Source organism: Streptomyces sp. (genome assembly GCF_036566765.1).
GTDB lineage: Bacteria > Actinomycetota > Actinomycetes > Streptomycetales > Streptomycetaceae > Streptomyces.
This window is the reverse complement of record NZ_DATCVQ010000018.1, coordinates 1-3,551: the sequence shown is the minus strand read 5'-3', so window position 1 is coordinate 3,551 and position 3,551 is coordinate 1. Positions and strand designations below refer to the sequence as shown.

At 66.4% G+C, this 3,551-nt stretch carries 7 protein-coding genes; 3 read left to right on the top strand and 4 right to left on the bottom strand.

Going from position 1 to position 3,551, the window contains the following annotated elements; translation table 11 throughout:
• The 4 genes from VIU94_RS01000 to VIU94_RS00985 form a co-directional block, all read right to left on the bottom strand.
• The coding region (locus VIU94_RS01000) for a hypothetical protein (RefSeq protein ID WP_331906461.1) at positions 1-308 on the bottom strand (308 nt) is incomplete at its 3' end.
• Complete coding sequence (locus tag VIU94_RS00995) at positions 305-682, bottom strand: hypothetical protein (RefSeq protein ID WP_331906459.1); 378 nt, start codon at positions 680-682, stop codon at positions 305-307. The genes VIU94_RS01000 and VIU94_RS00995, both read right to left, overlap by 4 nt.
• Positions 679-807, bottom strand: a complete 129-nt coding sequence (locus VIU94_RS00990; RefSeq protein WP_331906457.1) for a hypothetical protein — start codon at positions 805-807, stop codon at positions 679-681. Before VIU94_RS00990 ends, VIU94_RS00995 begins: the two co-directional genes overlap by 4 nt.
• Positions 808-973: 166 nt before the next feature.
• Complete coding sequence (locus VIU94_RS00985; protein WP_331906455.1) at positions 974-1,183, bottom strand: helix-turn-helix transcriptional regulator; 210 nt, start codon at positions 1,181-1,183, stop codon at positions 974-976.
• Between the two features lie 293 nt (positions 1,184-1,476).
• Between VIU94_RS00985 and VIU94_RS00980 the strand changes: the two genes are divergently transcribed.
• The 3 genes from VIU94_RS00980 to VIU94_RS00970 all read left to right on the top strand — a co-directional run bounded on the left by VIU94_RS00980 (position 1,477) and on the right by VIU94_RS00970 (position 3,481).
• The gene (locus VIU94_RS00980; RefSeq protein ID WP_331906453.1) at positions 1,477-1,818 is read left to right on the top strand and encodes a hypothetical protein; all 342 of its coding nucleotides are present in this window, start codon (positions 1,477-1,479) and stop codon (positions 1,816-1,818) included.
• A 137-nt stretch (positions 1,819-1,955) separates the two neighbouring features.
• Positions 1,956-2,318: a hypothetical protein gene (locus VIU94_RS00975; RefSeq protein WP_331906451.1), complete on the top strand. Its 363-nt coding sequence runs from the start codon at positions 1,956-1,958 to the stop codon at positions 2,316-2,318.
• Positions 2,318-3,481 carry a tyrosine-type recombinase/integrase gene (locus VIU94_RS00970; protein ID WP_331906449.1) on the top strand — a complete coding sequence of 388 codons (1,164 nt, stop codon included), beginning with the start codon at positions 2,318-2,320 and terminating at the stop codon, positions 3,479-3,481. Before VIU94_RS00975 ends, VIU94_RS00970 begins: the two co-directional genes overlap by 1 nt.
• Positions 3,482-3,551 lie beyond the last annotated feature (70 nt).

Sequence of the window (3,551 nt, the reverse complement as noted above, 5' to 3'; positions counted from 1 at the left end):
CGGCGGACGTGGACCGTGGTGTGCCCCGCGTGGAGCACGTCCTCCAGGCCGACGCCGTTGTGGTTGCTGTACAGCGCCACGTCGGCCGTGTGCTCCGGCAGGGCGCGGGCCCACTCCTTCAGCACCCCGTGGATGCCGTCGGCCACGATCTCGACCCGGCCGTTCTTCACGGTCACCGAGGTGGCCTGCAGGTGCGGGTGGTGGAGGAACAGGTTCGTCACCATGGACAGGTTCTCGGCGAACAGCTCGTGCGCGATCTGGTACACGCGCCCGGTCTCGCCCGCCTCGTACGGCCCCGGGGCGGTCACGACCGGCTCCCGTTGATCAGCCGGGCGATCCGGACGCAGTAGTCCAGCTCGCGCTCTTCGCCCTCGATGTCTCCGGCAAAGAAGTCCTGCACATTCGGGGGATGCTTGGCGTACCGCCTCGCCTCGACTCGCAGCCACTCGGCTAGCGCCTTCCCGACCAGCGGGTTCATCGCGGCGATGTAGGTGGCGTTGAAGGTCCGCAGTCCGGCCTCGTGGGAGGTGCGTGCTACTGGTAGGGCGGTGTCCACGTTGGATGTGCCGTCAATGTCGGCGAGGACTTCCATCCCCCAAAGCTTCCAGCGACCCGGCGTGGCCTTGGCGACAAGTTCATTGAGCCTGTCGGCGGCTGCGGTCAGTTCCTCGGCGGGCGTCATCGCTTGCCGCCCTGGTTCTTCTGCTGACGCCGGGCCGCGAGGTCGTCCCGCTGCGGCTTCGCCACGTCGCGGCGCGCCTGCTCGATGACCTCGTTCGCTCGCTTGAAGCTGTCGAAGACTCCCATTGCTACACTCCCCTTTAGTCGGTGACCCACTCGTTTTGTCTTGGCGGCAGCGAGTGGGTCGCTGCATTTCTTGGCTGCTGTGAAGTTGGAGACCGGTCGGCGCCAGGGACTGGAGGGAAGCCCGGCACCCTGGGGGGAGGGTGCAGCTACCAACGCCGACCGGGGTCTAGGCGACGCGCTTGCGGCGCTCGATGAAGATGTCGAGGTCCTTCTCATCGACGCGGGTTCCGCCGCGGACGGGGAGGTTCACTCTCGGCAGCTCGCCGTCGGTGATGAGCTTGTAGACCGGGTTGACGGACTTGTAGCCCAGCACCTTCGCGACCTCGCTGACCGTCAGGAGGCGCTTCTCAGCGGTCGTCTCGCTCGGCTTCTTCACCAGATCACCAGTCCTGTCAGTAGGGCCCCGACGAGGACCAGGAAGCCGATCGCGACGCGGAAGCCGCACGGCACCGGTTTGGGGCCTTTCTTGAGGAGTAGGCCCTGGGTCCTTGTGGGCTCTTTTGAGTTCACAACGGAGACGTTACGCCCGGTGGCGCTCCGACGCAAGGGTCCAATGCGGATTGTTTTGGGATCATGTGGGTCCAAAGGGGCTATTGCGGGACCGCGACCCATCAGTTACCGTTGCGAAGATGAACCCATATGAACCGAGATGAACCGGGATGGTCTGCCATGATCCTCTACATGATCGACAGACACGGACGCGCTCGCATCGCTCGATTCGTTACTGACGAGATCGCCCGCCGTGGGCTGAGCACAAGATCTCTCGGTGCCGCCCCCGGCCGTCCGCGGCTGCCCACCATCAAACGGATCAAGGCCGCCGATGCGGACGTGAGCGAGACGATGTTGCGCGCCATGGGCGGGAAGCTGGGACTGCCGGCCGACTGGCTCATCTACATCGGCGTGGGCGACATGCGCAAGATCCGCAACTCGGGGGCCGATCCGGACCTGATCCGGGTGACGCTCGACCTGTTCTCGGACCCGAACCCCTTGCCAGAGCGGCGTTGGCAATGACAATCACCGACACGCATCGTAATCGAATCGAGACATGTGGTATGCGTAACCTTTCGGGTCCCCAAACAGATAGGACTTCTAAGCGGCGTAGACCGCAGCGCCGTCTCTGGATCAACATGTTCGGAAGGGGCTGGGTCGTGAGGCTGAACAAACCGTCAAAACTGGGGCTCATCGGCGGCGTGCTGGCTGGCGTGGGGGCGGTAGCTCTGGCCTGGGGGAACGTGAACGATTTCGACCCGGAGAGGGTCGGCATCGTCTTGCTGATCATGGGGACGATCCTGATGACGTTCAAGCGGCTCGAGCAGAAGAACCTCGCCGCCGACGAGATCTACAACGTCGCCTACGAGCGGGGGATGGAGGAGGGCTACGACCAGGGCTACGAGGACCGCGGGCAGGAGCAGCCGGCGCGGCCTGTGGTGGTGCCGTTCCCTGTGCAGCGCTGCCCTGCGTGCGGCAGCGAGGCGGGACTGGTGGCCGTGAGCAAGTCGGGCGCCACCTGATGGCGCACGTCCGCAAGCTGAGGTCCGGCCTGTGGCAGGCCACGGTCCGCCATCCATCCGGTGACCGGTTCTCCAAGTCCGACCCACTGAAGAAGGTCGTGCAGACCTGGGCTGCGGACGAGGAGGCGAAGATCCGGCGCGGGGAGTGGGTCAACCCGCACGCCGGGAAGGTGACGCTCGCGGACTGGCAGGCCAAGTGGCAGCAGACCCGCAGGGTGGAGGTCGCCACGCGGGAGAAGACGGACTCGTGGTGGCGCAACCACGTCGAGCCGAAGTTCGGTTCCTGGCCGCTGGCGTCGATTCAGTCGTGGGACGTCGAGGCGTGGGTGTCCGAACTAGAGTCCAGGGGAGTGGGTGCGGAGACGGCACGGTCGTCGCTGCGGCTGCTGCGCCAGATCCTGCGGGACGCGGTGAAACACAGGCTGCTGACCGTCAACCCGGCAGACGGGGTGAGGGCGACCCCGCCACCGCCGCACATCGACCGGGTCCTCACCCGCGACGAGGCCGACAGGTTGCTCGCGCAGTTCTCCGGTGAGGACCGGGTGTTCGTGTCGCTGCTGCTGTACTGCGGCCTCCGCTTCCAGGAGGCCGCGGGGCTGCGGAGGTTCCGGGTCGACCTGCTGCGCAAGCGGCTCCAGGTGGCGAAGGTGCAGCCGCGCAAGGGCACCGAGAAGCGGCCGAAGACCGACGCCGGGGTGAGGTTGGTGCCGTTGACCGACGAGCTCGTGGTGAGCCTGTCGCAGCTGATCCCCGCTCCGGACGACGGACTGGTGTTCACATCACCGAATGGTGGGCGGATCTACTACGGCAATTGGCTCACTCGGGTGTGGTATCCGGCGCTTTACGGGGCGCCGGCAGTCGAGGCCAAGCGGGCCGTTCGCGGCCGGGCGGCGACTCCTGCCGTTCCCGCGCGGCCAGGAGCGAAGCTGCCGGATCCGCAACCCACGCCGCACGACCTGCGCCACACGTACGGGTCGTGGCTGGGGGAGGCGGGGATGCCGGAGGGCCAGATCGCGGCGCTGATGGGCCATGCGTCTCGCCAGTCGGTTGCGCGGTACGTCCACGCGACCGAGGCGAGGTTCGACCAGGCGAGGGCCGCGCTTGGAGCGGCAGGAGAGCGGCAGGAGCAACCACCTCAGGCGTACCCCGGGGTTCCCAAATGAACCCGTTTCCTGCTACGTTGGTCCCGTAAGAGCCTGTGACCTGCAGGTTTGACTTCCCTTACAAGGAAGA